This window comes from Gallibacterium faecale, assembly GCF_027920745.1.
In the GTDB taxonomy this organism is placed as follows: Bacteria; Pseudomonadota; Gammaproteobacteria; order Enterobacterales; family Pasteurellaceae; genus Gallibacterium; species Gallibacterium faecale.
This window is the reverse complement of the sequence record NZ_JAQIBB010000101.1, coordinates 41,106-66,959: the sequence shown is the minus strand read 5'-3', so window position 1 is coordinate 66,959 and position 25,854 is coordinate 41,106. Positions and strand designations below refer to the sequence as shown.

Sequence of the window (25,854 nt, the reverse complement as noted above, 5' to 3'; positions counted from 1 at the left end):
TGTAAATAAACTTTTTTTTAAATTTTATTCTCTTTTTTTAAATTAAGATTGCGATCTTTTTGGCTTACTTTATCATTACCTCCATCGAGTTATTGTTAAACAATCTTATTGAGGTCTTTATGCTATACGCTGAATTTATTCTACTACTCTTTTTCCTATATGTTGGTAGCCGCTACGGTGGCATCGGGCTGGGTGTTGTGTCCGGTATTGGATTAATTGTTGAAGTCTTTATCCTCCGTATGCCTCCATCTTCCCCACCTATTGACGTAATGTTAATCATCTTAGCCGTTGTAACCTGTGCATCTGTACTTGAAGCGGCTGGTGGTTTGAAATATATGTTACAAATCGCAGAACGTATCCTACGTAGTAATCCAAAACGTGTTACTATTCTCGGGCCAATGGTTACCTATTTTATGACTATGATTTTAGGTACTGGTCATGCGGTATATACCATTATGCCAATTATTGGTGATATTGCTTTAAAAAATGGTATTCGTCCTGAACGTCCAATGGCAGCAGCCTCTGTTTCTTCTCAAATCGGGATTACAGCAAGCCCAATTTCTGCAGCCGTTGTTTACTATTTAGGTCAAATTTCTGAATTACCAGGCTTCTCACATGTTACCTTATTAACCATTGTGTCAATCACCATTCCAGCAACTTTCTGTGGTGTATTAGCACTTTCCTTATACAGCTTACGCCGTGGTAAAGAACTAAAAGACGACCCAGAATATCAACGTCGCTTAAATGATCCTGAGTGGAGCCAATTAATCAAAAATACCACTAGCACCAGTTTAAATGAAACCTTACCACCTGCTGCGAAAAACTCTGTATTACTATTCTTATTAGCATTAGTCTGCATTGTGATTGTGGCAATGTTCCCAGCTATTCGTACTATTGGCGACTCACCAAAAGCTGTATCAATGGGTGTAATTATTCAAATGATGATGCTTGCTTTCGCTGGAATTATCTTATTAATTACCAAGACTGATGTGAAAAAAGTCCCTAATGGTGTAGTGTTTAAATCAGGTATGGTTGCAACTATCGCTATCTTCGGTATTGCTTGGATGAGTGATACTTACTTCACTTATGCTATGCCATCCTTTAAAGCTGGTATCACTGAAATGGTGAAAGCTTACCCTTGGACATTCGCACTTGCTCTCTTTGCAGTATCCGTGGTAATCAACAGCCAAGCAGCAACCGGAAGAATGTTGCTTCCAGTAGGTATTGCAATGGGCTTACCAGCACCATTACTTGTTGGTTTATTACCTGCAACTTATGGTTACTTCTTTATTCCTAACTATCCATCTGATATCGCAACTGTAAACTTCGATGTTTCAGGTACAACGAAAATTGGTAAATACTACTTCAACCACAGTTTCATGGTACCAGGTTTAATCGGAGTTGTTGTAGGATGTATTGTTGGTATTAGTATTGCAAATGTATTGATGTAATATTGATATTGACTTGAGATAAAAATACCTCGCCAATCGGCGAGGTATTTTTTTACTAGTTAATTTTAAAATTAAAATACACGCTTAAATGGTTTCACCACAACATCACCATACACGCCAGCTTCAACATAAGGATCTAGAGATGCCCATGTTTTAGCTTCTTCTAATGAAGCAAACTCAGCAATCACAGTAGAACCCGTAAAGCCAGCTGCTCCTGGATTTTCATCATCAATGGCTGGATTTGGTCCCGCTACTAATAAACGCCCTTGTTCTTGTAATAAAGTAAGGCGTGCTAAATGTTTTTCTCTCACGGCTAAACGTTTATCTAACGTATTTGGTAAATCTTGTGCAAAAATAACGTAATACATATTCACTCCTTTATGCTTGCTGCTGATACTCAGCAATAATTTGTAATGCTTGATCTAATTCTGGATTATTTTCTCGTGGCACAGGGCTTGGTCTGCCTTGTTCATCAATTGCTACATAAGTAAATAACGCATCTGTTACTAAATAACGATCAGAAATAGCATCTTGAAAAACACGTTTTACCCAAACTTCAACTTTAACTTGAATTGAGGTATTACCTACCTTAGTACAGCGACCATAACAACAGACAACGTCCCCAACCGAAACGGGTTTATGAAATGTCATATTATTTACGTGGACTGTCACTACTCGGCGATGTGCAATTTCTTTTGCTAAGATTGCACCGCCAATATCCATTTGCGACATAATCCAACCGCCAAAAATATCGCCATTAGCGTTAGTATCTGATGGCATTGCTAATGTTCTCAGTAATAATGTGCCATCCGGTGTGCGAACTGTTGTTTCCATTGATTAATCTTCCTTATGGTTCTGTTTTGCTTGAGAATTAAGATGTGGATAAATATAAACGCCAGTTAATAACGATGCGACTAAGGTTAAACCAAAGAAACCAAATGATTTAAAATCTACCCAAATATCATCCGATAAAAATTGGCTCACATAGATATTAATCAACATACAAACAACAAAAAATATTCCCCACCCTAAATTAAGATTTGCCCATACTTTTTCAGGAAGTTGAATCTCTTTGCCTAACATACTTTTGATTAATAATTTTTTAAAACCATATTGGCTAACTAACAAGATTAAGGCAAATAACGCATAAACAATCGTCACTTTCCACTTTAAAAATTCAAGATCATTAAAGTAAGCTGTTAAACTACCAAAAAAGACGATCCCAATTGCCATAATCCATTGCGACTTTTCAATCTTACCGTATTTCACTTTTAAGATAATAAATTGAACAATGGTCGCCACAATCAAAGTAATCGCTGCTTCGCGAACACCATATAATTTATAGACGGCAAAAAATAAGATCAGTGGGATAAATTCTAATAATTGTTTCATAGTGAGTTTGCCTTAATAAAAATACGGTAAAAACGATAGGCAAAAATTAGTGAGAATAAATTGATAAATGAGATGATTAAAGTAGATAACACCAATAAATTTGCACCTAATAAGCCTACTAATAGATTACTGAATAATATTGGCACAAGATAAACTAACAGTAAATAAACCACCATCACCTTATATTGTTGGCGATGATTAACTAACTGATATAAAGCTCTTAGCCCCTTTCTGCCCGGTTCCAATAAATATGCATATGGCAGTAGTGCAATACGAGTTAATAAATAACCACTTACTAATAAACACACCACACCACCGATAAAGAGTGAAATCCCGCCACTCACTGCGCCAATACTAATTCCCATAATAAATGGCATTAATGCCAGAATTAATAGGCAGTTATAACCAATAAATCCGATTAATTTTTGTAATACGGTTGGAATACATGAAAAGATATCGCCAATCCGATTGGTAGAAACCTGATCAATAGTCAAAATAAACCATATATTCAGAATCACAGAAAAAATTAAATTGAAAAAAGAAGCAAATATCACACTAGATGAGATTGAATTTGGCGTTGTTTGCAGCTGTTCTAAGCCACCATTTGCTTCCATAATGAGCTGAAAAATTAATGTATTCAATGCATACAATACAGTAAAAGTAACAACGATTGGGTAACGATTACGCACAAAATAGCTACTTTCTTGCAAAATTCGTACAAAATTTATCGACATTGTTTCCTCTTTCTTTTATACAACTCAAAACTGGATGAGTATAACAATTTCAGCTAAGAAATTCAGCTGTAACTATGCTAAACTTCCGCATTATCTTATTTTATTATCATCCATAGTAACCATATGATTAAAAAGAGTTTCTCGTTTTTTATTGCTTTTTTACTATTTTGTGTGGCAAATACTACCTTTGCTGGTCTTTTTGATAAAAAAGCAGACTTTTTGACCGTTGAACAGGCTTTTCCATTTTCCCTACAAGCTACCCCACAAAAAATCACTCTGCATTGGGATATTTTGCCTAAATACTATTTATATAAGCATACCGTCACCGTCAAAAGCGATAATGTCGCTTTTAATCAGCAAATTACCCCCATTATTGAAAAAACACACGAGGATCCTTACTTTGGTAAAACGCAAATTTTTGAACAAGGCTTAGATATTGTTCTTACCCCTACTCAAAATCAATTTGAGCCACAAGGTAAATTAATTATTAATTATCAAGGTTGTACAGAAGGATTATGTTATCCACCACAAACTCAAGAGATTGAGTTGGCACAATGGATTAAACCTAGTACAGCTCAGGTTACTACCTCTGATTTAACCAACGAAAACGCACAAAGTAATACTACTGAAACCACGCCTTTTACTGAGCGCTTATTTCAAAGTAAATTTGCGGTATTTTGGTTCTTTTTACTCGGTATTGGCTTAGCCTTTACCCCTTGTGTATTACCAATGTTACCGTTGCTATCTGCTATCGTTATTGGCAAAGAACAACGTGTTAATACAGGTAAAGCCTTATTGTTGAGTATTATTTATGTACAAGGAATGGCTCTCACCTATGCGTTACTTGGGTTAGCTGTTGCTGCTGTTGGGTTATCCTTACAAGTTTGGTTACAAAGCCCTTACGTATTAGGAACTTTTGCACTGCTATTTATCCTACTGGCTTGTTCTATGTTTGGTTTATTTACTTTACAGCTTCCTGTGAGTTGGCAAACTAAATTAACAGCTTTAAGTCAAAAACAATCGGCTGGTATGTATGGTGGAGTATTTATGATGGGCGCTATCGCTGGCTTGATTGCATCCCCTTGTACTTCTGCCCCACTCTCAGGTGCATTACTGTATGTGACACAAACTGGTGACTTAGTTACAGGTGCCTTAACGCTCTATTTATTAGCGCTTGGTATGGGAACGCCATTGATCGCTATTACTGTCTTCGGCAATAAGATTTTACCTAAATCAGGTGCTTGGATGGAGAATGTAAAAATCGCTTTTGGCTTTGTATTATTAGCTCTACCAATTATCTTACTTGCCCGTTTTTTACCAAATTATTGGGAAAATATTTTATGGTCACTACTCGGGATTGCTTTCTTTGCTTGGCTAATCACCCTAGCAGGTAAACATAGCCGCATTTGGCAAGTTTTATCAATAATGGCGATGATGGTTGCTGCCGCACCGTTCTATGCTGCGATACAACAACTGTTACATCCTCAAATACAGCAATCAACTAACCATCAAGAATTTATCCAGGTTAAAGATTTAGCAGAATTACAGCAACAATTACGCAATAATCCACATAAAATTGCGATGGTTGATCTCTATGCGGATTGGTGTGTCGCCTGTAAAGAGTTTGAACATAAAACCTTTAATCAAGCAGAAGTCCAACAACGCTTGCAAAAAATTCTTTTATTACGTGTTGATATGACCAAAAACAGCGCTGCAAATCAAGCACTTAGCAAGGAATATCAGGTGTTAGGTTTACCGACTATTCTGTTTTTTGATCAACAAGGTAGAGAGATTAGTAATAGCCGCGTTACTGGATTTTTAGATGCCAAACAGTTTAGTGAATGGTTAGATCAATTAACCATAGATTAAATCACAATACCTCACGCTTTTTCATCTCTGAGAAAGTGTGAGGTATCAACTAATTATCTACATAACGTCAAAAACAATTTTAAAATTGCTAAATTATCCGTTAATTCTGGATGAAAAGAGCAAGCAAGTAATTTACCTTGGCGAGCTAATACAGGATGTCCCGCAAAAGAGGCTAACACTTCAACAGTGTTGCCTGTTTTCACAATATACGGTGCCCGAATAAATACTGCTGGTACGGGTTGTTCAATCCCCGTAACCTGTAATGCTGTTTGGAAGCTATCAACTTGTCGCCCAAATGCATTACGTTGTACTTGAATATCCATCAGCTGTAAATGTGCTGGTTCACCACCAACAATCTCTCTCGCTAATAAGATCATACCAGCACAAGTACCGAAAATTGCTTTCGTCTGTGCGAATTGTTGTAACGCATCAATAAAACCATATTGGCGCATTAACTTGCCAATCGTTGTACTTTCACCACCTGGTAAGATAATTCCATCCAATTCTGCAAGCTGTTCAACACGTTTAACCGCAACACCCGTCACACCTAATTGTGCAAGTTGAGTTAAATGTTCGCTAACAGCGCCTTGCAAAGCCAATACACCTATCTTTAACGCTTTCATATTACCAACCACGATCTTGCATTCTTTCAGCAGCAGAAAGCTGTGATATTTCAATCCCTTTCATTGCTTCACCAAGATCTTCAGATAAACGAGCGATCAAATCATAATCTTGATAATGTGTAGTGGCTTGTACGATTGCTTTAGCAAATTTTTCAGGATTTTCAGATTTAAAAATACCTGATCCGACAAAAACACCATCCGCACCTAATTCCATCATTAATGCCGCATCTGCTGGCGTAGCAACACCACCCGCAGCAAAATTCACCACCGGCAATTTTCCTAACTGTTTAATCTGTAATAATAATTCAAAAGGTGCACCTAAATTTTTTGCCTCTGTCATTAATTCATCATGACTCATCGCAACTACCTTGCGAACTTGCGCATTGACTTTCCGCATATGACGTACCGCTTCTACAATATTGCCTGTTCCTGGTTCGCCTTTGGTACGCAACATTGCAGCCCCTTCACCAATACGTCTTAAGACTTCACCAAGATCACGACAGCCACACACAAAAGGAACAGTAAACTCACTTTTTAACAGATGAAACTCTTCATCTGCTGGCGTTAATACTTCACTTTCATCAATATAATCCACGCCCATCGCTTCTAATACACGAGCTTCCGTAATATGACCAATTCTCGCTTTAGCCATTACAGGGATAGATACAGCATCCATCACTTCTTTAACAATACGTGGATTCGCCATTCTCGCCACACCGCCGGCTTTACGAATATCAGAAGGCACACGTTCTAATGCCATCACCGCCACTGCACCCGCAGCTTCTGCAATACGAGCTTGCTCTGCATTGACTACATCCATAATCACGCCACCTTTTTGCATCTGTGCCATACCGCGTTTTACTACATCACTACCAATAATTGTACTCATCAATTTATCCTCCGTTGTTATTTGAACGAACTTATTCTGGCGTAAATTGATGGGTTTAAAAGTGTCAATTTTTGATTATTTAATGGGGTCAGAAGAAATAAATGATGTAGTAGAAATGGCAAATAATGATTAGAGATCGAGTTCAAGATCAGACTCTACCTGACAACAACAAAGTAATACATCATCCTCTTGTAAAAAGGCTAATGGTGGCTGGCGATAACTTACCTGCCCTTGTAATAATTTTGCACGGCAAGCTCCACAATATCCTGAACAACATTGATATTCATGGGGAATATGTTGCTGCTCTAAGTTTTCAAGTAATGAACATTGATTATCATGCGAAAAAACGTGTCCGCTTCGTGTTAATTTGATTTGGTAAATCTTCATATTCGTATTCTACTTACCGTAAGCTAAAACAAAACGGAATAAATTCAATAATGCGATGAGATCAGTACGTGCAATACAACGGAATAAACATAGTCCTGCATACAACCAGCGCCATTTATTAACTAATTGGTAAGTATATTGCCATTGCTGTTCACCACCTTGCTGTCGGTAAACTGAAATGCTCTCTGCAATTTGTTGATCAGACACTTTTTCACTTACATAAAGACTATGGATATAGAACAATAAATCACGTGCTTTTTGTAATTGCAAATTCTTACTAAATACTTGGGATTCAAAATCAATAAAACGCACGCCATCTTCTTTCCATCCCATATCTCGAATAGCTGGACGACCATGGAAAAGATCTTGCTGATGTAACTGTGCTAATGCGGTAGCTGCATCGCTCAGTAGCCTTTTCGCAAATTCTGGGGTTGTAGTTGGTTCATTTAAGTATCGTTTTACTGATTGCCCAACATCTTCAATCACAAAATAAGTTTCTGCAACTAACACTAACGGCGCGACGGCGCGACTGCGGCATGGCGTTGATTTAAATCTTGCAGTGTTTTGATTTCCCGTTGTAATGAGGCTGTTGGATTTGGCTTTAACAGACGCATTGCACCTGTTGTTTGTTCAACCTGTTTAATCCAATATTTCTTATCTGCATACTCAAATGGAAAAACCCTTTCATCAGGGTTTTTCGCAACTAAATCGGCAACATATTCAGAAAAATTCATAAAAACATCCAGAATTTTATTATTTTGTTACTTGCGGCTGATAACGCTGGGCATTTTGTTGTACGTCAGCTAAATTCCAATCTACTAGTAATTTCCCATTTTCAAATACAGTTTGCATCATTGAATTTTCTGCATATTGGTTTAATGGCAAGTGATCAATATTGATAGTTTTATATTTTTCACCATCCCAAATTAAATCTAAGCGTCCTTTTTTGCTTACTTTACCTTTATCTGTGATTGGTGCTTTATACACATCAACTAACTTACCATCTGTAATTACACAGCTACATTTCATTGCAAAGCGGTGAGTATCCCGATTAATACTGGTATCAAAATTACCTTGTAGTAACGAACCACCACAACCGAGAATTAAATTTTCTACTGAGAAGCCATTATCTTGTAAGGCTTTTAATAAATCCCATGTACTATTCTCATTAATCCCATCGCCCTGCAATACTCTGACATTATTTAATACAAGATAGCCTTTCTGATTACGAGTAGCACCAAAAGCCTCTGCTAGTTTTTCACAAGCAAATAGTACATTAGTGATTGCATCTCCACTATCTGGACGTACAACTAATGGATATTTACGTTGTTTCACTTTATCCGCTAACTGCTTACAAAAGATATTGCCAATTGCGTTATAGTAATCATAACTATCGACCACAATCGAAATCACTGAATCTTGATACTTATCGAGTAAATTAGCATACGCTTCTGCTTCTCGTGCTTTTGACCATGACGTTATTGTGCTGTGTTCAGCCGCAGGTACACTAAACCCTGCCATTTCGGCTGCATAATATTGACGCATAAACAGCAACGCACTGACATTATCTGTCCCTTTAAAATTGATTAAATGCGCACCACCGCCAATTGAAGCACTTTCTTCGCTTGATACACCACGATAACCAAAATCATGCAGCATAAAAGGTAATGCATCAAAACTCTCTGCCGTTTCCTGTAGGAATTTACGACAAATTCGTTGATAGGAATGAGAAAGTGTTGCCACTGTACATGGATACCAAATTTTTAATAATAATGTTTCAAAAAAACTGACTAACCATGCACAGTTCTGATCGGTATTTTCTACTGTTAATAACACATTATGATTATTAACTAAGCTTCCTTCCGGTACGGCACGAATTCGCAACGGAAGATACCCTTTATGCGTATCCAAAATATATTGCCAATTCACCCGATCAAATGGTAAGCCATGCATCCGCATAATTTCTTCTGCTTCATCAATCATGGCTTGGGTAATAGGTTGGCAAAGATATTTCTTCAAATAATATTGCAAACCAAAAAACTGGGTATATCCATAACGCCCACCACGACTTTCAATGTAATGATGCATATACGTCATCTTGTTTGGATATTGTGCTGAGTGGGAATATTTATATGAATCACTCATCAAGATAATATTTTTTTCCATTATGGTTATCCTCTTGGTTTTAGCTTATTTTGCGATCAGACTTAATTTCGCTACTCGATCCCCTGAAAGGACACAGTCCATTTGGTAAAATTTATTTCCATTCAAACGCATAGACGCTGTTAAACGTGATGTACTTTGCGCACTATTTGCTGAAGTACGTAATACTTTTTTCGTTCCTGCGACTTGTTGAATTTTTGCAATACATAAGTAGTTTAATTTTGCCTCATCACCTGTACGAACAGCAGAAATATTGCGATCCGCAGAGTTATAACCTAATTTTTGCACCCATTTTTCTGCTGCTAATTGTTCATTATTTAGATTACCTTTACTGAAATCATAGTAATGTTGATCATTAATCACCGCTGCAACACGCCCATTCTTCAAATAGATATTCTCTACTTTTTTTGGCGATTTCACGGTAATAAAGGTGATTTGTTGTTGATTAAAATAAGCGGTCGCTGTTTGTTGCCCCGTTTCATACGTGAAACTTGGTAAGCGTTGTGCAGTTTCTCTGATCGCTTTTAATGCAGCATCTTCTTTCGCTAATGGATCTGACACACTTTTAGCTTCAGATACAGACGCTGTAGGAAAATGTAATTGACTACACGCTGATAATAATAACGCCACCAACATAGAGGCGAATACTGATAGTTTTTTCATCTTTTTACTTCTCCATCTTATTAATTAATCTCGACTTAAAAATAATGCTGCTGCTCCGCGCACACCGCCAGAATCTCCATGTTTTGCTTTCAAAATTGCAGGTACTACAGCACTACGCATTAAGTGTTTTGGTAAGCGTTGTGGTAATGCTTCATAGATATAATCAAAATTAGATAATCCACCACCTAAAAAGATAGCGTCTGGATCTAATACTGTAATCAAATTACCAAAACAAATTGCCATTAATTCAATAAATTTATCAACAAATTCCACCGTTTTTGCATCATTTTGATAGAAGCGTTGAATAATTTCTTTTGCTGAAAGCTTTTCTTTGAGTAAATCATGGTGTAATAGCTCAAAGCCTCGCCCTGAAAGATAAGTATCTAAGCAGGCTTCATTACCACAGCCACATTGATAAATTGGTGCTTGATCCCAACCAAGGAGTTTCAATGCATGGTAATTGAGTTGAATATGCCCCACTTCACCTGCCATACCAACTTTACCAGAATGTACTTTACCATTAAAGACTAAGCCACCGCCAAAGCCGGTACCAATAATTAGCCCTAATACGGTTGCATATTGTTGACTATCAGCATCCCACGCTTCTGATAATGCAAAACAGTTTGCATCATTTTCAATTCGTACTTCTCTTTGCAAACGTTCTGTTAAATCACGAATAATTGGTTTGTTATCTGCTACACGAATATTAGTAATTTCAGCAATCCCTGTATCACGACGTACAAAACCAGGTACACCAATACCCACTGTACCCTTGCAATTAAATTTTGCATCTGCGCTCTCTACTAATTGCACTACCGCATTTAACCACGCTTCATAAGATGTTTGTGGTGTATCAACCCGTTCACTATGAAGCTTTTCTAATTGTTGATTAAATACTGCTAATTCAATTTTAGTACCACCAATATCAATTCCGTATAACATAATCTACGCTCGCTTAAGTTAGTCAAACTGGGCGGAATTATATCTTATTTTCTGGGCTTTACTAACCTTCCAGATCAATCATCAAGTTGTTATTAGAATCTGTGGCAATTTTTGCCTACAATGCTGCAACAAATAAAATATCCATAGCCCCCTAAATAATCATCAAAAAGTAACAGAAAAATCGAAAAATAATGTATATAATGTCACCCTTTTACATTTTTATTCGATTAGCATCACGCCATACATAACATAACTAAGGACAGAAAATGGCAAAAATTGAACTTGTTGCTCAGGCAAACTTACCAACAGAATTTGGTATTTTTAAAATTATCGGTTTTGAACATCCAGAAACTCATAAAGAACATGTTGCTTTAGTGTTAGGAGATGTCACCAATGATGAACCTGTATTAGCGAGGATTCATTCAGAATGTTTAACTGGTGATACATTACATAGTCTAAAATGCGACTGTGGCTTTCAATTACAAGCAGCATTAAAGCAAATTAGTGAAGCAGGACGAGGCGTATTAATTTATCACCGTGCAGAAGGTCGTGGGATTGGATTAATCAATAAAATTCGTGCTTATGCGTTACAAGATCAAGGAATGGACACAATCGAAGCAAACTTAGCACTTGGATTTAAAGAAGACGAACGTGATTTTAGTGTTTGTGCTGAAATGTTTGAGTTATTAGGTGTTAAAGCCATTCGTCTATTAACGAATAATCCTGAAAAAATTAATACGATGAAACAAGCAGGCATTAATGTAGTTGAACGTGTACCATTAAATGTAGGTGAAAACCGTTATAATACTGGCTATCTCACCGTAAAAGCAGAAAAAATGGGACATATGATTGTGCATACCCATGATTGCCAATGCGATCAACATAAAAAATAACAAAAACCCCAGATTTATACAATAAATCTGGGGTTTTATCCTTTACTGGATTGAGATTTAACGTAAGCTAAATGGATATGAATATGGGATAATTCCAGTACTTAACATCTTACTCATACTGCTACCGTGGCGATTACCCAATCCTGAAATCTCAAAGTTAATTCCAAATGAATTATTATAGAAGGTATCATTACGATTTGAGTATTGTTGCCCTTCTTTTGGCGCCGTGAGATAACGTCTTGCACCAATATTTGCTTTCCAACAACAGGTGCGATATTCAACACCAATATATTGCTCTACTGGCTTATTCAATGAAATATCTTGATATACATGCCCAACAACTGCCCAGTTGTCGTTAATCTGCCACGCTGTTGCCAACCCTACTTGACGAATCTTCTGATCATACACATTGCTTCCCGTTAAATTTTGATCAATATATTTTTCACTGACATAACGATAAGATAATTGGATCAAATTTTCGGCAGATGGACGATACTCAAGCGCCATATTCATTAATGCAGTTTCATCAAATAAAGTATCGTACTGATAACCGCCTTTCCAATTCCATTGTTGGTTAATCTTCCAGTTGGCTTCTGCCGCCCAAGAAGAGGAAGTTCCTTGAGTACGATTTCTACTACTTTCATCAATTTTTGACGGCGTAAAATAAAGAATTTGCCCTAAAGAAAGATTAAAACGTTCATCTGCATCTTTATCAAAGAAGCGTGTTGTTCCGCCAATAGTTAATTGATTTGCTGAAGCTATCCGGTCTAAACCACTATAACGTCGATCATTAAATAATGAGTAGAAATCTTGCTGCAATAAAATTGAATCATAGCCAAAGCCTAAATAACTGTAACTATCAGTTCCAATATTGCTTTGATTTCGATAAGGGCGATAAACGTATTGTACTTTTGGTTCAATAGTTTGAGTATAACCATCAAATAATGTTTTATTTGATGCTAATACAGTAGCCACTTCTGCTTTAAACTGAGGAATTACACGATTCACCGACTTTTCTACCTCTACCGCATCAACAGCTTCGCCTTTTTTCTGCGAATAATGGGTTGCATACAATTTCGTTTCTAAATTTAGACTGCCATATCGATTGGCTAATGGCATCGAAAGAGTAGGTTCCATATGGAAACGCCATGCTGATGGCATTTTCGCACTATCGTTTTTAAATTGTACGGCTTGTGAATAGAGAGAAAAATCAACTAAATCATTAAATAATCCATCACGATAATAATTAAAATCAATCTGCGGCAAAGTCCGATAAGGCCCTACTGATACGGTATCAAATACTTGGAATTGCGTTGCAGATACAGTGAGATTGTAATTTGGTTGATAATAGCTTAATGCGAAACTTTGAGTGGCATAACCATCAGTACTACTACCATAAGGTGATGAAAAATCATTAAAATAACGAGGATCACTCACTTTAGTATAATTCACATTAAAACGCCAATTATCCCAAAGAGAACCACCATTTTGCCAATACACTAAATAACGAGGGGCATCCTGCGTATAATCTTCATAACGATCATTTTTGATATATTCACCCGCTACAACTCCAGAACCTAAAATATTTAAATAACGTGCTTCACCCAAAAATTGTACGCCTCGGTTACTCATATATTTTGGCGTAATCGTCATATCATAATTAGGTGCAAGATTAAGATAAATCGGTTGCGCATAATAATAGCCATCTGTACTTGAAGCCCCAAAATCTGGCATCAATAACCCTGAACGGCGACGATCTCCTATTGGGAATTGAACATAAGGAAAATAGAACATTGGCACGTCTTTTACATAAAACACCGCATTCCATAAATCTGCATACTCTTCTTTGATATGTTGCTTCATTTCAGAGGCACGAATCTTCCATGAATTATTATTTGGCAAACAAGAAGTAAACGTCGCATTCTTTAATAAACGGTAATCTTGACGTAACTCTGCTTTTTCAGCATCGCCACGACCTTGTCGATCAACAAATTGGTAGTTGGAACGATAAATATTGGCATCTTTAGAATTAAGATGAATATCTGCTTTTTCCCCAACAACTTGCACTAAATTATCTTGGTAATTCATATTACCATTTACATACGCATAACGTTGAAGATCTTGCTTATTTCCTTTTTGCTCGATAAAAACAGAATCAGCTTGTAATTTACGATTCCCCTGCTCAACTTGCACATTGCCCGTATAAAGGGCGTTATTAGGTTGGTTAATTTCCGCACTATCGGAATCAATATAAACAGGTAAATCATTAGGATCAGTTTTCACAACCTCCCCAGTAAAATGGGGAACACCTAATAAACATTGACTGGTCAAATCAGCATAGCTCGCTTGACTATATAACGCCGAGAGAATCGACAAGGATAAGAATGAATAATATTTTTTCATCGGACGTTTCAACTATCTCTTTAACAACAAATGGTCAGCATTATAGCCTAAAACTAGGCCAAAGATGAGTAGTAAAATGAAATAAAAAAGCGTTGGGTAAGGAGAATATTAACACCAACGCTTTTTCTAAAAAATACAGGAATTATCTTACTGTATTAACATATCAATTCGCAATCACTTATAGTTTTGCACTTAACATTGCTTCTAATTTTTCGATATCTGCCGCAAATTTACGAATTCCATCAGCAAGTTTTTCTACCGCCATCGCATCCATATTATGTTGCCAATAGAATTCAGCTTCTGTCATGGCTGCTGGACGCGGTAATACTGCACCTTGATAATCCAATTTACGTGGTAGCTCTGCATTGCTTTCTTGTAACTCTTTTAATAACGCTGGAGAAATAGTTAAACGATCACAACCGGCTAACTCAGTGATTTCACCAATATTACGGAAACTTGCTCCCATCACCACAGTTTTATAACCATATTGTTTGTAGTAGTTATAAATCTTGGTTACAGAAATCACACCCGGATCTTCACTTGGCGCGAACTCTTTCTTATCACCATTTGCTTTATACCAGTCTAAAATACGGCCTACAAATGGTGAAATTAAATAAACGCCCGCTTCTGCACAAGCACGAGCTTGAGCCTCAGAGAATAATAGGGTTAAGTTACAATTGATACCTTCTTTTTCTAGAATTTCCGCAGCACGGATACCTTGCCAAGTTGAAGCAATTTTAATCAAAATACGATCATTGCTAATACCCGCTTCGTTATAAAGCGCAATGAGTTTACGTGCTTTGGCAACGGTCGCTTCAGTATCATAAGAAAGACGCGCATCCACTTCAGTAGAAATACGTCCTGGGACAATTTTTAAAATTTCTAAACCAATATTAACTGCTAATTTATCTTCTGCATCAATTAATTGTTGTGCTTTGTCTGCACTTTTACTTTTTGCATAAGCAACAGCTTCATCAATTAATGAAGCGTATTGTGGTAACTGTGAGGCACTTAAAACTAGTGATGGATTGGTTGTTGCATCTTCTGGTTGGTATTTTTTAATTGCTTCGATATCACCAGTGTCTGCAACGACAACGGTCATTTTGCGTAATGCATCAAGTTGAGACATGAATTTACTCCTTTATTTGTGTCTGAAAAACTTTTGCATAGTATCACAGAACAGAATGGATTGAGTAGTCAGTTCTATAGCAATTATTGCTATTATTAAAATTAATCAATCCCAAGTTCTTGCCAGATTTGATCAATACGAGCGACCACTGCTGGATCTTTTTTAATTGGTCGTCCCCATTCTCGTTGCGTTTCACCCGGCCATTTATTAGTTGCATCAATGCCCATTTTTGAGCCTAATCCTGCCACAGGTGAAGCAAAATCAAGATAATCAATAGGTGTATTTTCAACTAAAGTTAAATCACGCGCAGGATCACAACGTGTGGTAATCGCCCAAATCACATCTTTCCAATCACGTGCATTAACATCATCATCACACACAATCACGAATTTAGTGTACATAAACTGGCGTAAGAATGACCAAACTCCCATCATTACTCGTTTCGCATGTCCTGCATATTGTTTCTTCATCGTCACTACTGCCAAACGATACGAACACCCTTCTGGTGGTAAATAGAAATCGACAATTTCAGGAAATTGTTTTTGTAAAATCGGAATAAATACCTCATTTAACGCTTCACCTAACACAGCCGGTTCATCAGGCGGACGCCCTGTATAAGTTGAGTGATAAATCGGATCCTTACGCATCGTGATATGGGTTACCGTAAATACCGGGAAATACTCTTGTTCATTATAGTATCCAGTATGATCACCATAAGGTCCTTCTAATGCTTTCTCCGTAGGATCAATATAACCCTCTAGTACAATCTCAGCGCCAGCCGGGATTTCTAGATCGCAGCTTAATGCTTTTGCTACCTCTGTTTTATTCCCCCGTAATAATCCAGCAAAAGCATATTCGGATAGGGTATCTGGAATTGGTGTTACTGCACTTAAAATTGTTGCTGGATCTGCCCCCAAAGCCACAACAACAGGGAAATTTTCTCCAGGATGTGCCTCCTGCCACTCTTGGAAATCTAACGCACCACCTCGATGTGATAACCAACGCATAATTAATTTATTTTTACCAATTAATTGCTGGCGATAAATTCCTAAATTTTGCCGTTTCTTATAAGGGCCTTTTGTCACAGTTAGCCCCCAAGTTACCAATGGAGCGACATCTTCTGGCCAACATTGCATAATAGGCAACTTATACAGATCCACCTCATCCTCTTTCCATACAATAGCTTGGCAATCAGGATGACTGATAGTCTTAGTTGGCATATTTAATACAGGGCGAAATTGTGAAATACTACTAAACAAATCTTTAATGCCTTTTGGTGGCTCTGGCTCTTTCAGAAAGGCTAATAATTTCCCTACTTCACGTAATGCACTCACATCCTCCTGTCCCATACCTAATGCAACCCGTCTTGCAGTACCAAACAAATTACAAAGTACAGGCATTGAGAAACCTTTTGCATTTTCAAATAACAATGCTGGTCCACTTTTACGCAAGGTACGATCAGCAATTTCCGTCATTTCTAAATAAGGATCAATTTCATGGGAAATTCGTTTTAATTCCCCTTGTTCTTCGAGTAGTGCAATAAACTCACGTAAGTTCTTATATTTCACCCTGTATTCCTCTTATACCAATACAATCCACGCCAATAATAACGCTAAAATAAAACGATAAATGGCGAAAGAAACAAAAGAAATTTTCCCAATCACATGAAGGAAAGTTCGGATTGCAATCATTGCTACCACAAATGCGGTGACAAATCCCACTGCAAACATTGGTAAATCATTCCATGAAAGGAAAGGCAAGCTTTTATAAAGATCTAAAGCTGTTGCTCCCATCATCATTGGCACTGCTAGAATAAATGAATATTCTGCAGCAGCTTTCTTACCCACTCCCATTAATAAACCACCTGAAATTGTTGCGCCTGAGCGAGAAAATCCAGGAAACAACGCTAAGCATTGGAAAAGACCAATAGCAAAAGCTTGGCGATAGGTCATTTGATCCACCTCTTCTGCATAGGCTTGTTGTGGACGGAATTTTTCTGCCAAAATCAACAAAATCCCCCCAGCTACCAAAGAGCCAATCACATTATGAATGTTAAACCATGACTTAATCGTAGAATGAAATACCAATCCTAAAACAACTGCAGGAATCATTCCTAAAATAATATGCAATAAATTAAGATGCGGGCGTTTATTATCTACCTTTTCTCCAAAATGAATCCCAATTAGACCAAACATCTTACGCCAATAAACAAAAATCACCGCTAAAATAGAACCTAATTGAATAATTACTTCAAATGTTGCTGCTTTTTCACCTTCAAAACCAAGAAAGTGTGCAGCAATAATCATATGCCCAGTTGAAGACACCGGTAAAAATTCAGTTAGCCCTTCAACACAACCTAAAATAAATGCAATTAACAACTCAGACATGAATAACCTCTCGTTTATGGCAACATTTTACCAAGTTGTTTGCCACCTACGAGGTGCATATGTAAATGGAACACTTCCTGACCACCATGTTTATTGCAATTCACAATTAGGCGATAACCATCTTCAGCAATTCCTTGTTGTTCTGCAATCTTTGCTGCTACCACAAACAAATGGCCTAATACTTGTTCATCTTCAGCAGTCACATGATTTACAGTAGGAATAATCTTATTAGGAATAATTAAAATGTGAGTTGGTGCTTGCGGCGCAATATCACGAAATGCGGTCACTTGTTCATCTTGATACACAATATCCGCAGGAATTGCTTTACGAATAATTTTGCTAAAAATTGTTTCTGTTGTCATAACATCCTCGCTAAACAATAAAAAAATCGCCCCTTAGACAAGACTTTTATCCAAGAGTGCTGAATAAGTTAGAAATATATTATAAAAAAATTTTTTTGCTTATGCTTGTAAAAGCGTAGAAAACTTTAGATCATTGTTTCGCAACACTTTTTTAACATCAAAAAAGTAATCTGCTTTATAATTTGATCTGTATCAACTACAATGCAAAAGAACAAAAACTAGTCATAAAATTACTATGTATTTTTCTCAAAAATTTTTATAATTACCTAAATTTTTTGAAAATATAAAATTTTTTTGAAAAAGGAAATCGTCTTTATGAAAGATGCGACAACAGTAGCACTGAATCCAACAGAGATGACTAATCTTGCGGAAGACGTTGCCGCTTATAAAGCACAAAAAAAACCTTTTCTTTCCTTTGCTTCTGGCATTTCTGCTGGTGCATGTATCGCATTAGCATTTGTTTTTTATACAACCACTCAAACAGGATTAAATAATGCTTCATGGGGACTTGCTAAACTCGTAGGCGGTTTAGTATTCGCATTAGGCGTAATTATGGTTGTCATTCTAGGGACAGAATTGTTTACTTCCTCCACTTTAACCGTTACTGCAAAAGCATCTGGACGCATTACCACAACCCAGATGTTACGTAACTGGATTGTCGTGTATTTTGGTAATTTTGTAGGAAGTTTAATTATCGTTGCTTTAATCTGGTTTGCAGGTCAAACAATGGCTGCAGATGGTCAATGGGGATTAACCATTCTAAAAACTGCACAACATAAAATTCATCATACTTGGCTTGAAGCATTTTCGCTTGGTATTTTATGTAACATTATGGTGTGTGTTGCTATTTGGATGGCATATTCTGGCCGTACTGTCACAGATAAAGCATTTATTATGATTCTCCCAATTGGAATGTTTGTTGCTTCTGGTTTTGAACACTGCGTAGCAAATATGTTTATGATTCCAATGGGTATTATTACTGCTCATTATAGCAGTCCGGAATTCTGGCAACACTTGGGTATTGATGCTTCACTATATGCTGATCTCGATCTTTATCACTTCATAGTGAAAAACCTTATCCCAGTGACCTTAGGTAATATTGTTGGTGGTGCGATTTGTATTGGCTTATTCCATCGCTTCTTAGCCAAAGCGCACTAAAGATTTATTTTTTATTATTCATTTAATGAAGGAAATGATTATGACTCAACTAACTGAGCAACAACAAAAAGCATGGGCTGGTTTTGAAGCTGGCGACTGGCAACAAAATGTGAATGTGCGTGATTTTATTCAACGCAACTACACTCCTTATGAAGGTGATGAATCATTCTTAGCTGGTGCAACTGCTGCAACTACTAAGCTTTGGAATAAAGTAATGGAAGGAATCAAAGAAGAAAACCGTACTCACGAACCTCTTGATTTCGATACTGATATTCCATCAACAATCATTTCTCACCCAGCTGGTTACATTGAGAAAGAATTAGAACAAATCGTTGGTTTACAAACTGATGCACCTTTAAAACGTGCAATCATCCCATTCGGCGGTATCAAAATGGTGGAAGGTTCATGTAAAGTTTATGGTCGTGAACTTGATCCACAAGTGAAAAAAATCTTCACAGAATATCGTAAAACTCATAACCAAGGTGTATTCGATGTTTATACTCCAGATATCTTACGTTGCCGTAAATCTGGTGTGTTAACCGGTTTACCAGATGCTTACGGTCGTGGTCGTATCATTGGTGACTATCGTCGTGTTGCACTTTACGGTATCGACTTCTTAATGGCTGATAAATTCAAACAATTTACTTCACTTCAATCTCACTTAGAAAATGGCGAAGATTTACAAATGACTATTCAATTACGTGAAGAAATTGCTGAACAACACCGTGCATTAGGTCAAATCAAACAAATGGCTGCAACTTACGGTTGTGATATTTCTGGTCCAGCTACCAATGCAAAAGAAGCAGTTCAATGGACTTATTTTGGTTATTTAGCTGCTGTTAAATCACAAAATGGTGCCGCAATGTCTTTCGGTCGTGTATCTTCATTCTTAGATATCTACATTGAACGCGACCTTAAAGCAGGCAAAATTACTGAAGAACAAGCTCAAGAATTAATTGACCACTTAGTCATGAAACTACGTATGGTACGTTTCTTACGTACTCCAGAATATGATCAATTATTCTCTGGCGACCCAATTTGGGCAACTGAATCTCTTGGTGGTATGGGCTTAGATGGTCGTACTTTAGTAACTAAGAATACATTCCGTTTCTTAAATACCCTTTATACAATGGGTCCATCTCCAGAACCAAATATGACAATTCTTTGGTCTGAACAATTACCAGATAACTTCAAACGTTTCTGTGCAAAAGTTTCTATTGATACTTCTTCTGTTCAATATGAAAACGATGACTTAATGCGTCCAGACTTCAACAACGATGACTATGCAATTGCTTGTTGTGTAAGCCCAATGGTTGTGGGTAAACAAATGCAATTCTTCGGTGCTCGTGCAAACTTAGCGAAAACCATGCTTTACTCTATCAACGGTGGTATTGATGAGAAAAATGGTATGCAAGTTGGTCCAAAAACTGAACCAATCAAAACTGAATACCTTGACTTCGACGATGTAATGACTCGTATGGATAGCTTCATGGATTGGTTAGCAAAACAATATGTGACTGCATTAAATATCATTCACTATATGCACGATAAATACAGCTATGAAGCGTCATTAATGGCATTACATGATCGTGATGTTTACCGTACTATGGCTTGTGGTATTGCTGGATTATCTGTTGCAGCTGACTCACTTTCTGCAATCAAATACGCGAAAGTTAAACCAATTCGTGGTGATATCAAAGATAAAGACGGCAATGTAGTTGCGAAAGATGTTGCTATTGACTTCGAAATTGAAGGTGAATATCCACAATTCGGTAACAACGATAGCCGTGTTGATGAAATCGCTTGTGATTTAGTTGAACGTTTCATGAAGAAAATTCAAAAACTTAAAACTTACCGCAATGCAGTTCCTACTCAATCTGTATTAACCATTACTTCTAACGTTGTTTATGGTAAGAAAACTGGTAATACTCCTGATGGTCGTCGTGCAGGTGCACCATTCGGACCAGGTGCTAACCCAATGCACGGTCGTGACCAAAAAGGTGCGGTAGCATCATTAACTTCTGTTGCAAAACTTCCATTTGCGTATGCTAAAGATGGTATTTCTTATACCTTCTCAATCGTACCAAATGCATTAGGTAAAGATTACGAAGCTCAAAAACGTAACCTTGCAGGCTTAATGGATGGTTACTTCCACTACGAAGCAACTGTTGAAGGTGGTCAACACTTAAACGTTAATGTTATGAATCGTGAAATGTTATTAGATGCGATGGAAAATCCTGAGAAATATCCTCAATTAACCATTCGTGTTTCAGGTTACGCAGTACGTTTTAACTCTTTAACTAAAGAGCAACAACAAGACGTAATTACTCGTACTTTCACTCAAACTATGTAATCTGATAGCTATATTAAAAACTGCCCTACGGGGCAGTTTTTTTATGACTCTTAATCCACCAATCAATCGATTAATATTCCTGTTTTATTTTTCTAAATTAATTTAATCTCCCCTTTATTTTTTATATTACTAAACTGTAAACAATTTGTTACAAACAAATTTCCTTTCACCTACTCATATAAGGAAATTTAATATGAAAAAATCCTATCTCTATAAAAAGAGCTTACTCTCGTTGTTGATCGCACTACCACTCATTACCTTAAATGTTGAAGCAAATACTCAACCGGTTAGTGCAACCACACAAACAACTGCCGCAGCACAACGTTATGATAGTAGTAAAGATATTTTCCATCCTATTTATGCCAAACACGGTATGGTTGCAACTGAGCAACATCTTGCTACTGAGGTAGGATTATCAATCTTAAAAGAAGGTGGAAATGCCATTGATGCAGCTGTCGCTGTAGGCTTTGCTTTGGCCGTTGTTTTACCTAATGCGGGAAATATTGGTGGCGGTGGTTTTATGGTGTTACATGATGCTAAAACCGGTGAAGATTTTGCTATCGACTTCCGTGAAGTTGCCCCATTAAAAGCACATAAAGACCTGTATTTAGATGAGAAAGGTAATGTTGTTGATGGTAAATCTCTCTTTACGCATTTTGCCGTAGGTGTTCCTGGTACAGTTGCTGGTATGGAATATGCCTTGAAAAAATGGGGCACTATGCCTTTAGAAAAAGTTATCCAACCTGCAATAAAACTCGCTGAAAAAGGATTTATTGTCAGTGATACGTTAGCAGATACACTTAAAATTGAAAAAGATAATTTAGGTAAATGGGAAAGTACCAAAGCAATCTTCTTTAAAGATGGCGAACCGTTAGCAAGTGGTGATCGCTTAATTCAAAAAGATCTGGCTCACTCGTTAAAATTAATTGCGAAACAAGGATCAAAGGCTTTTTATCAAGGCGAAATTGCTGAAAAAATCGTAAAAGAGATGGAAAAACATGGTGGACTTATATCGATGCAAGATATGAAAGAGTATCAAATTGTAGAGAGAAAACCAGTTACTGGAGAATATCGAGGCTATAAAATTGTTACTATGCCACCACCAAGTTCTGGCGGCGCACACTTAATTCAAATTCTTAATATCTTAGAACGTTATCCATTAAATGAGTATGGTGCAAATAGTGCTAAAGCTATTCAACATTATGCTGAAGCGATGAAATTAGCGTATGCTGATCGTTCCGAATATTTAGGCGATCCTGACTTTGTTAAAATTCCACTGAAAGGGCTTATCTCGAAAAAATATGCTGATGAACTAGCACAAAAAATTTCTGACGATAAAATCACACCTTCAAGTACGATTAAGCCAGGTAAACCACAACCTTATGAAAGTGATCAAACCACGCATTTCTCTGTCATGGATAAATTTGGTAATGCTGTTGGCGTAACCTATACCTTAAATCTTAATTTTGGTACTGGTATCGTAGCTGAAGGGACCGGAATTCTACTGAATAATGAAATGGATGACTTCTCCGCTAAGCCAGGTGTTCCTAATGCCTTCGGCTTAATCGGTGGCACAGCAAATGCAATTGAAGCGAAAAAACGTCCATTGTCATCAATGACACCAACTTTAGTAATGAAAGACAATAAACCTTGGTTAGTCACAGGCAGCCCAGGTGGAGCACGTATAATTACCACTGTATTACAAAGTATTGTGAATACTATTGATTACAATATGAATGTTGCTGAAGCAATTATGACGCCACGTGTACATCACCAATGGTTACCTGATGAATTGCGTATTGAAGAAGGAATCAGTCCAGATACTATTCACCTTCTTGAAAAGCAAGGTTATAAAGTAGTAACTAAAGCAACTATGGGACGTGTACAAATTATTCAAGCTAAAGATGATGGTTTCTATGGCGCTTCAGACCCACGTAATCCTGATGGAGCAACCTTAGGTTACTAACCTTTTACTCTATTTATACTTATCACAAATCCCACTTCCAGGTGGGATTTGTTATTATTAGATAGCTTAGATCTTTTCACTTACCCTACGGCAATAATTATGAAAAAACCTTCTTTTTATATAAAACGCCTGTTCTTAATTGCTTTCTTACTCATAACACTAAGTACCCAAGCTAATACTCAACTGGCAAGTACAACCTTAGGACTAACAATAGAAACACTACATTGTGATAGTGATAACATTTCTTGCCAACAAAAAAAGATAGCACCAGAACAACATTCCTCTATCCAACCCCAAATACATCTTCCGCAAGAAAATAGAAATATCTTTGAAGCCGCTATTACAGTGAGCTTAATTTCAACAGTTGTTTTATTATCACAAAACCTACTATTCGTGGTTGTTTTATAGAATTACATCATTTCATTAATAGTGAATGATTAAGAGCATAAAAAATCCCACTTTACTGTGGGATTTTATTCTGCTCATTTAAATTATTACCAATACCAATGTCCTCTACGCCAACGGGGTCCTAAATCATAAGGAGGATAATCTTCATAAAACTGCCGTTCAATTTCCATCTGTCTAATCTGTTGTTCCGCCATATAATTTTGTAATGCCAACTTATAACAAGCTTGGAACATAGGATCATTTACTTTCTTAGTATATTCTTCCTTAAACGCTTTTTGTTGTTGTGCAGTTAACCCAATATCTTGATCAAATTGACGCTTCATTAAATAAGCCGTTTCTTCATCACACTGTTTTGCTAATGATACTTGCAAGGCTTGTTGTTTACGAATTTTTTCTTGTTCCATTGCACGTTGTTCTTCTGGCGATAACGCACAACCAGCAAGAACCGATATTGAAAGAAGAAGCGGTAATACTTTTTTCATAAGATTCACCTATAACTGATCATCAGTGGAATAAGCATACTATCAATTTTTCTAGATGGATAGATGAATTTAATTAACACTTAATAATCATAAAAAAACTGCACCTTACTTTCTGGAATAATCCCAGAGTTGGGGTGCAGTAAACCGACAATAAACTTAATTAAGGAACTTACAAAATACTCTATCTATTATTTCTTCTTAGCATATTTCAATGAGTCAATCGCTACCGCTAAGATGATAATGGTACCTTTAATGATATATTGCCAATACGGGTTAACACCGATATAAGTTAAACCATAGTTGATAACAGTAAAGATAATTACCCCGGTGATAACACCGATTACTGTTCCCACACCACCAGCAAAAGATACACCACCAACCACACACGCAGCGATTGCATCCAACTCATACATAAAACCTAAGTTATTTGTCGCACTACCGATACGTCCACCTTCTAACATACCTGCAAAACCATAGAATGCACCAGCAAGAACATAAACAAAGATTAAGTTACGAGCAACGTTTACACCAGATACTCTTGCTGCTTCTGGGTTACCACCAATTGCAAACATATTTTTACCAAAGCGAGTTTTGTTCCAAACAATCCAAACAAAGAAGGCTGCAATGGCAGCATAAATTGTGATGTAAGAAAGTCTAAAGTCACCAAGTTGGAAGAAACCTTGTGTAAATTCTGAGAATGATTTACTAAACCCAGCAATTGGAGAAGAACCTACTGCATCATAGTAGAGTGAGTTCACACCATAGACGATAATCATTGTACCCAAAGTTGCGATGAATGGTGTTACATTAAGATAAGCAACAATTAACCCATTGACCATCCCGATTACTGCGCCAATACCACAGACAATTAAAATAACTACTGGAATTGGCATTTCAGCAAGATCTGGGAATACACGATTAGTATTATCTAGCGCTTGAAGCATGGTTGCTGAAACTACCGCTGCAAGACCAACTTGACGACCAGCTGACAAGTCTGTACCTTGTGTAATCAAGATACCTGCCATACCTAATGCAATGATAAGTCTAACAGATGATTGAGTTAGAATATTACTGAAGTTTAGTAAACTTAAAAAGGTATCATCTTGAGAAACGATCACCCCTAACAAGATTAAAAGAACAAAATAAATTGCATTTTGTTTCATAAAATCTAGCGATTTTTTTTGTTGAATACCAGCCATA

26 protein-coding genes are annotated in these 25,854 nt (G+C 37.0%); 7 read left to right on the top strand and 19 right to left on the bottom strand.

Annotation, left to right across the window (positions count from 1 at the left end):
- Window positions 1-59: 59 nt before the first annotated feature.
- Window positions 60-1,451 carry an anaerobic C4-dicarboxylate transporter gene (locus tag PF272_RS11175; protein ID WP_271142815.1) on the top strand — a complete coding sequence of 464 codons (1,392 nt, stop codon included), beginning with the start codon at window positions 60-62 and terminating at the stop codon, window positions 1,449-1,451.
- Window positions 1,452-1,522: 71 nt separating this feature from the next.
- Here the strand turns inward: PF272_RS11175 and PF272_RS11170 are convergent, their stop codons facing one another.
- The 4 genes from PF272_RS11170 to PF272_RS11155 are packed head-to-tail and all read right to left on the bottom strand — an operon-like array spanning window position 1,523 to window position 3,577.
- Window positions 1,523-1,819, bottom strand: coding sequence for a YciI family protein (locus tag PF272_RS11170; RefSeq protein ID WP_271142814.1), 297 nt, complete (start codon window positions 1,817-1,819; stop codon window positions 1,523-1,525).
- A 10-nt stretch (window positions 1,820-1,829) separates the two neighbouring features.
- Window positions 1,830-2,285 (bottom strand): acyl-CoA thioester hydrolase YciA, encoded by a 456-nt coding sequence (gene yciA, locus PF272_RS11165; protein WP_271142813.1) that lies wholly within the window; start codon window positions 2,283-2,285, stop codon window positions 1,830-1,832.
- Window positions 2,286-2,288: 3 nt separating this feature from the next.
- The gene (locus tag PF272_RS11160) at window positions 2,289-2,843 is read right to left on the bottom strand and encodes a septation protein A (RefSeq protein WP_065233893.1); all 555 of its coding nucleotides are present in this window, start codon (window positions 2,841-2,843) and stop codon (window positions 2,289-2,291) included.
- The gene (locus tag PF272_RS11155) at window positions 2,840-3,577 is read right to left on the bottom strand and encodes a hypothetical protein (RefSeq protein ID WP_271142812.1); all 738 of its coding nucleotides are present in this window, start codon (window positions 3,575-3,577) and stop codon (window positions 2,840-2,842) included. Before PF272_RS11155 ends, PF272_RS11160 begins: the two co-directional genes overlap by 4 nt.
- 123 nt (window positions 3,578-3,700) lie before the next feature.
- Here PF272_RS11155 and PF272_RS11150 point away from each other — a divergent pair, with 123 nt between their 5' ends.
- Window positions 3,701-5,446, top strand: a complete 1,746-nt coding sequence (locus PF272_RS11150) for a protein-disulfide reductase DsbD (RefSeq protein WP_271142811.1) — start codon at window positions 3,701-3,703, stop codon at window positions 5,444-5,446.
- Between the two features lie 53 nt (window positions 5,447-5,499).
- Here PF272_RS11150 and pdxT read toward each other — a convergent pair whose 3' ends face one another.
- The 8 genes from pdxT to nagK form a co-directional block, all read right to left on the bottom strand.
- On the bottom strand, window positions 5,500-6,069 hold the full coding sequence (gene pdxT, locus PF272_RS11145) for a pyridoxal 5'-phosphate synthase glutaminase subunit PdxT (protein WP_271142810.1): 570 nt from the start codon (window positions 6,067-6,069) through the stop codon (window positions 5,500-5,502).
- A 1-nt stretch (window position 6,070) separates the two neighbouring features.
- Window positions 6,071-6,958 carry a pyridoxal 5'-phosphate synthase lyase subunit PdxS gene (gene pdxS, locus PF272_RS11140; protein ID WP_271142809.1) on the bottom strand — a complete coding sequence of 296 codons (888 nt, stop codon included), beginning with the start codon at window positions 6,956-6,958 and terminating at the stop codon, window positions 6,071-6,073.
- Between the two features lie 129 nt (window positions 6,959-7,087).
- Window positions 7,088-7,345, bottom strand: coding sequence for a class I ribonucleotide reductase maintenance protein YfaE (gene yfaE, locus PF272_RS11135; protein ID WP_271142808.1), 258 nt, complete (start codon window positions 7,343-7,345; stop codon window positions 7,088-7,090).
- 9 nt (window positions 7,346-7,354) lie between these two features.
- The gene (locus PF272_RS11130) at window positions 7,355-7,855 is read right to left on the bottom strand and encodes a BUD32 family EKC/KEOPS complex subunit (protein ID WP_271142807.1); all 501 of its coding nucleotides are present in this window, start codon (window positions 7,853-7,855) and stop codon (window positions 7,355-7,357) included.
- Window positions 7,855-8,079 (bottom strand): hypothetical protein, encoded by a 225-nt coding sequence (locus PF272_RS11125; RefSeq protein ID WP_271142806.1) that lies wholly within the window; start codon window positions 8,077-8,079, stop codon window positions 7,855-7,857. The genes PF272_RS11130 and PF272_RS11125 overlap by 1 nt, the downstream gene beginning before the upstream one ends.
- Window positions 8,080-8,098: 19 nt before the next feature.
- The gene (locus PF272_RS11120; protein WP_271142805.1) at window positions 8,099-9,511 is read right to left on the bottom strand and encodes a nicotinate phosphoribosyltransferase; all 1,413 of its coding nucleotides are present in this window, start codon (window positions 9,509-9,511) and stop codon (window positions 8,099-8,101) included.
- 24 nt (window positions 9,512-9,535) lie between these two features.
- The gene (locus PF272_RS11115; protein WP_271142804.1) at window positions 9,536-10,171 is read right to left on the bottom strand and encodes a hypothetical protein; all 636 of its coding nucleotides are present in this window, start codon (window positions 10,169-10,171) and stop codon (window positions 9,536-9,538) included.
- 24 nt (window positions 10,172-10,195) lie between these two features.
- A complete protein-coding gene (gene nagK / locus PF272_RS11110) occupies window positions 10,196-11,113 on the bottom strand; it encodes an N-acetylglucosamine kinase (RefSeq protein WP_271142803.1) in 918 nt (305 codons plus the stop codon).
- 266 nt (window positions 11,114-11,379) lie between these two features.
- On the opposite strand from nagK, the gene ribA reads away from it, so the two are divergent.
- Window positions 11,380-12,006 (top strand): GTP cyclohydrolase II, encoded by a 627-nt coding sequence (gene ribA / locus PF272_RS11105; protein WP_271142802.1) that lies wholly within the window; start codon window positions 11,380-11,382, stop codon window positions 12,004-12,006.
- Window positions 12,007-12,063: 57 nt separating this feature from the next.
- On the opposite strand, the gene lptD is transcribed toward ribA, so the two are convergent.
- From lptD to hinT, 5 genes are all read right to left on the bottom strand, one after another.
- Window positions 12,064-14,409: an LPS assembly protein LptD gene (lptD, locus tag PF272_RS11100; RefSeq protein ID WP_271142801.1), complete on the bottom strand. Its 2,346-nt coding sequence runs from the start codon at window positions 14,407-14,409 to the stop codon at window positions 12,064-12,066.
- Window positions 14,410-14,587: 178 nt separating this feature from the next.
- Window positions 14,588-15,538, bottom strand: a complete 951-nt coding sequence (gene tal / locus PF272_RS11095) for a transaldolase (protein WP_271142800.1) — start codon at window positions 15,536-15,538, stop codon at window positions 14,588-14,590.
- Between the two features lie 101 nt (window positions 15,539-15,639).
- On the bottom strand, window positions 15,640-17,106 hold the full coding sequence (gene ubiD / locus PF272_RS11090) for a 4-hydroxy-3-polyprenylbenzoate decarboxylase (RefSeq protein ID WP_271142799.1): 1,467 nt from the start codon (window positions 17,104-17,106) through the stop codon (window positions 15,640-15,642).
- A 12-nt stretch (window positions 17,107-17,118) separates the two neighbouring features.
- Window positions 17,119-17,925: an undecaprenyl-diphosphate phosphatase gene (gene bacA, locus PF272_RS11085; protein WP_065233907.1), complete on the bottom strand. Its 807-nt coding sequence runs from the start codon at window positions 17,923-17,925 to the stop codon at window positions 17,119-17,121.
- A gap of 14 nt (window positions 17,926-17,939) precedes the next feature.
- Window positions 17,940-18,287 (bottom strand): purine nucleoside phosphoramidase, encoded by a 348-nt coding sequence (hinT, locus tag PF272_RS11080; protein ID WP_271142798.1) that lies wholly within the window; start codon window positions 18,285-18,287, stop codon window positions 17,940-17,942.
- Between the two features lie 315 nt (window positions 18,288-18,602).
- On the opposite strand from hinT, the gene focA reads away from it, so the two are divergent.
- From focA to PF272_RS11060, 4 genes are all read left to right on the top strand, one after another.
- Complete coding sequence (gene focA / locus PF272_RS11075) at window positions 18,603-19,445, top strand: formate transporter FocA (RefSeq protein ID WP_065233909.1); 843 nt, start codon at window positions 18,603-18,605, stop codon at window positions 19,443-19,445.
- A 40-nt stretch (window positions 19,446-19,485) separates the two neighbouring features.
- Entirely contained in the window at window positions 19,486-21,798 is a 2,313-nt protein-coding gene (gene pflB / locus PF272_RS11070; RefSeq protein ID WP_271142797.1) for a formate C-acetyltransferase, read from the top strand.
- Window positions 21,799-21,991: 193 nt separating this feature from the next.
- Window positions 21,992-23,764 (top strand): gamma-glutamyltransferase, encoded by a 1,773-nt coding sequence (gene ggt / locus PF272_RS11065; RefSeq protein ID WP_271142796.1) that lies wholly within the window; start codon window positions 21,992-21,994, stop codon window positions 23,762-23,764.
- A 99-nt stretch (window positions 23,765-23,863) separates the two neighbouring features.
- The gene (locus tag PF272_RS11060) at window positions 23,864-24,172 is read left to right on the top strand and encodes a hypothetical protein (protein WP_271142795.1); all 309 of its coding nucleotides are present in this window, start codon (window positions 23,864-23,866) and stop codon (window positions 24,170-24,172) included.
- An 86-nt stretch (window positions 24,173-24,258) separates the two neighbouring features.
- Here PF272_RS11060 and PF272_RS11055 read toward each other — a convergent pair whose 3' ends face one another.
- Window positions 24,259-24,654 carry a hypothetical protein gene (locus PF272_RS11055; RefSeq protein WP_065234474.1) on the bottom strand — a complete coding sequence of 132 codons (396 nt, stop codon included), beginning with the start codon at window positions 24,652-24,654 and terminating at the stop codon, window positions 24,259-24,261.
- A gap of 188 nt (window positions 24,655-24,842) precedes the next feature.
- Window positions 24,843-25,853 carry a galactose/methyl galactoside ABC transporter permease MglC gene (gene mglC / locus PF272_RS11050; protein WP_271142794.1) on the bottom strand — a complete coding sequence of 337 codons (1,011 nt, stop codon included), beginning with the start codon at window positions 25,851-25,853 and terminating at the stop codon, window positions 24,843-24,845.
- Window position 25,854: the final 1 nt, after the last annotated feature.

What these genes read in the sequence shown, in the direction of transcription:
- PF272_RS11055 (WP_065234474.1), bottom strand. Translation starts at nt 24,654, where the DNA reads ATGAAAAAAGTATTACCGCTTCTTCTTTCAATATCGGTTCTTGCTGGT.
- tal (WP_271142800.1), bottom strand. Translation starts at nt 15,538, where the DNA reads ATGTCTCAACTTGATGCATTACGCAAAATGACCGTTGTCGTTGCAGAC.
- hinT (WP_271142798.1), bottom strand. Translation starts at nt 18,287, where the DNA reads ATGACAACAGAAACAATTTTTAGCAAAATTATTCGTAAAGCAATTCCT.
- pdxT (WP_271142810.1), bottom strand. Translation starts at nt 6,069, where the DNA reads ATGAAAGCGTTAAAGATAGGTGTATTGGCTTTGCAAGGCGCTGTTAGC.
- yfaE (WP_271142808.1), bottom strand. Translation starts at nt 7,345, where the DNA reads ATGAAGATTTACCAAATCAAATTAACACGAAGCGGACACGTTTTTTCG.
- mglC (WP_271142794.1), bottom strand. Translation starts at nt 25,853, where the DNA reads ATGGCTGGTATTCAACAAAAAAAATCGCTAGATTTTATGAAACAAAAT.
- PF272_RS11060 (WP_271142795.1), top strand. Translation starts at nt 23,864, where the DNA reads ATGAAAAAACCTTCTTTTTATATAAAACGCCTGTTCTTAATTGCTTTC.
- PF272_RS11120 (WP_271142805.1), bottom strand. Translation starts at nt 9,511, where the DNA reads ATGGAAAAAAATATTATCTTGATGAGTGATTCATATAAATATTCCCAC.
- nagK (WP_271142803.1), bottom strand. Translation starts at nt 11,113, where the DNA reads ATGTTATACGGAATTGATATTGGTGGTACTAAAATTGAATTAGCAGTA.
- PF272_RS11115 (WP_271142804.1), bottom strand. Translation starts at nt 10,171, where the DNA reads ATGAAAAAACTATCAGTATTCGCCTCTATGTTGGTGGCGTTATTATTA.
- PF272_RS11170 (WP_271142814.1), bottom strand. Translation starts at nt 1,819, where the DNA reads ATGTATTACGTTATTTTTGCACAAGATTTACCAAATACGTTAGATAAA.
- ggt (WP_271142796.1), top strand. Translation starts at nt 21,992, where the DNA reads ATGAAAAAATCCTATCTCTATAAAAAGAGCTTACTCTCGTTGTTGATC.
- PF272_RS11155 (WP_271142812.1), bottom strand. Translation starts at nt 3,577, where the DNA reads ATGTCGATAAATTTTGTACGAATTTTGCAAGAAAGTAGCTATTTTGTG.
- focA (WP_065233909.1), top strand. Translation starts at nt 18,603, where the DNA reads ATGAAAGATGCGACAACAGTAGCACTGAATCCAACAGAGATGACTAAT.
- pflB (WP_271142797.1), top strand. Translation starts at nt 19,486, where the DNA reads ATGACTCAACTAACTGAGCAACAACAAAAAGCATGGGCTGGTTTTGAA.
- yciA (WP_271142813.1), bottom strand. Translation starts at nt 2,285, where the DNA reads ATGGAAACAACAGTTCGCACACCGGATGGCACATTATTACTGAGAACA.
- PF272_RS11160 (WP_065233893.1), bottom strand. Translation starts at nt 2,843, where the DNA reads ATGAAACAATTATTAGAATTTATCCCACTGATCTTATTTTTTGCCGTC.
- bacA (WP_065233907.1), bottom strand. Translation starts at nt 17,925, where the DNA reads ATGTCTGAGTTGTTAATTGCATTTATTTTAGGTTGTGTTGAAGGGCTA.
- PF272_RS11150 (WP_271142811.1), top strand. Translation starts at nt 3,701, where the DNA reads ATGATTAAAAAGAGTTTCTCGTTTTTTATTGCTTTTTTACTATTTTGT.
- ribA (WP_271142802.1), top strand. Translation starts at nt 11,380, where the DNA reads ATGGCAAAAATTGAACTTGTTGCTCAGGCAAACTTACCAACAGAATTT.
- pdxS (WP_271142809.1), bottom strand. Translation starts at nt 6,958, where the DNA reads ATGAGTACAATTATTGGTAGTGATGTAGTAAAACGCGGTATGGCACAG.
- PF272_RS11125 (WP_271142806.1), bottom strand. Translation starts at nt 8,079, where the DNA reads ATGAATTTTTCTGAATATGTTGCCGATTTAGTTGCGAAAAACCCTGAT.
- lptD (WP_271142801.1), bottom strand. Translation starts at nt 14,409, where the DNA reads ATGAAAAAATATTATTCATTCTTATCCTTGTCGATTCTCTCGGCGTTA.